This window comes from Ruminococcus sp. RTP21359st1_H3_RTP21359_211015 (assembly GCF_040909065.1).
Lineage (GTDB): Bacteria > Bacillota > Clostridia > Oscillospirales > Ruminococcaceae > Hominimerdicola > Hominimerdicola aceti.
Genome location: NZ_JBDGDD010000072.1, coordinates 1 through 2,075, shown reverse-complemented (window position 1 = coordinate 2,075; position 2,075 = coordinate 1). Strand labels below are relative to the sequence as shown.

The window sequence follows — 2,075 nt, the reverse complement described above, 5'->3', positions numbered from 1 at the left end:
CATATATATCAGGCAATCAAAGAAGAACATGAAGATCATAATTATTCAGTTGCTGCACTTTGTAAACTTGGTAATGTTTCTAGAGCAGCTTATTATAAATGGCTACACAGAGAAATTCCTAAAAGTGAGCAAAAGAATAGGCTTATTGCTGACGAGATAGAAAAGATTCATACAGACTCACCGGATAAAGGCTATCGAAGAATCAGAGATGATTTGGAACGATATCATGGTATTGATGTAAACGATAAACGTGTACTACGCATTTGCCGTAAACTTAATATAAAATCAACTGTCAAGTATTCTAACAACGGATGCACAAGACAGGCTGCAAACCCTCAGTATATAGCGGAAAACATACTTAATCGGGAGTTCACTGCCAAAGCATCAAATGAAAAATGGCTCACTGATGTGACAGAATTCCATTATTATATTGGGATTGAAAAGCATAAAGTTTATCTAAGTGCAATACTGGACCTATATGATAGACGGATTGTTTCGTATGTTATTCGTGATAAGAACTACAATGCTTTGGTGTTTGATACGATAGACAATGCTTGAAGTGCTATAATAAAGTTGTAACAGAAGTGGCTAATAAGATATAATCATCTTACAGAGAAAAGAGGAAGTATTATGTCACAAAGTTACACACCTGAATTTAAAAAGAAAATCGTTCGCCTTCATATCGAAGAGGGACGTACTTACAAAAGCATCACTGCAGAGTATGGTGTATCAAAAGCCAGTATCTCCAAATGGTGTGCTGAATTTAGCGAAGAATGCCATACAAAAGCCCAGCAGAATCCAGATGCTCCTAATGATCTGGAACTTATGAAAGAAAACCTCCGTCTCCGTAAGGAATTGGAAGAAGCAAAAAAGGAGAATCTCTTCTTAAAAAAAGCAGCGGCATTCTTCGCAAAGGAAATCGATTAGAGGCTTATCGATTTATTGACCAATATCATGAGACATTCGGTATCCGCTGGCTGCTTAGACGGCTGAAAATTTATCCGAACGCTTACTATAACTACCGGAAACACCGGAAGGCGGATTATCACGCCCATAAAGCAGAAGTCCAGGCACAGATTCATGAAATCTATCATGAACACAATGGTGTCGATGGTTACAGGAGCATGACAGTCTATCTGGCACGTAAGGGATATCACTACAGCCCTGCAACCATACATAAGTACATGAATGCGGAGTTGGGACTGAGATCCATCGTTCGTCCCCAAAAAACAGATTATGAACAGGGAAAACCACACAAGGTGTTTGAAAACAAACTTCAGCAGAATTTTATGTCGGATAAAATCAATCAAAAATGGTGCACAGATTTCACATACTTATTTTTGAAGAACCATGATGTGAGATACAATTGCAGTATTATTGATCTTCATGATAGAAGTGTCATTGCCAGCATAACGGATCGGCACATCACCAGTGATCTTGCCATCCGCACTCTACAGAAAGCATTGGATTCTCAGCCAGCTATCAAAGGAGAATTGATCCTGCATTCCGATCAGGGCTCACAGTATACATCTAAGGCATTTACTGATTTTTGCAAGTCAGTGAATGTGACGCAGAGTATGAGCAAAGCAGGTTATCCCTATGACAATGCACCGATGGAGCGTTACTTCAATACACTGAAGAATGAATGCACAAATCTGTATGAGTTCAAAACAGAGGAAGAACTCTACCAAGCAGTGGAGGAATTTTCCTATGTCCACTACAATCATGTACGCCCGCATAGCTCCAACGGTTACCGTACGCCATATCAGGCACGAATCGCAGGATAAAAAAGGGCTGCCCGAGCAGATTGCTTGATTACTCAAAATCGGAACGGTTAGCTTTTGTCAAGGGCAAAGCTGCGACAGCGGTGTGAAACACCCTTGATGAAATCTGACAGTTCCGATAGATTCCAAACTGCAATCCACCGATTTTATTAGCCATAAGTGTTACAAAAATGCTTGACCACAACAGTTTTTGGTCATGCCAGACAACGATCCGTCTTTTAATTTTTTGATTTCCATGTTTTATACCACCATGTTTGATGTGCTGATCCATACGGCAGACCATGAATGTGG

General features: G+C 39.9%; 3 protein-coding genes. 2 read left to right on the top strand and 1 reads right to left on the bottom strand.

The genetic code is table 11. The features are described from left to right. A partial coding sequence (locus tag AB5Z01_RS13645) for an IS3 family transposase (RefSeq protein ID WP_368365616.1) occupies positions 1-558 on the top strand: 558 nt, incomplete at its 5' end. 72 nt (positions 559-630) lie between these two features. Further along, positions 631-1,787, top strand: a protein-coding gene (locus tag AB5Z01_RS13640) for an IS3 family transposase (RefSeq protein ID WP_101883037.1) whose coding sequence is annotated in 2 segments (ribosomal slippage) — positions 631-880 and positions 880-1,787 — 1,158 coding nt in all. Because the reading frame shifts where the segments join, the coding sequence is not laid out codon by codon here. 28 nt (positions 1,788-1,815) lie between these two features. On the opposite strand, the gene AB5Z01_RS13635 is transcribed toward AB5Z01_RS13640, so the two are convergent. Continuing rightward, positions 1,816-2,075 (bottom strand): hypothetical protein (locus tag AB5Z01_RS13635; protein ID WP_368365615.1); only part of this gene is annotated, 260 nt, incomplete at its 5' end.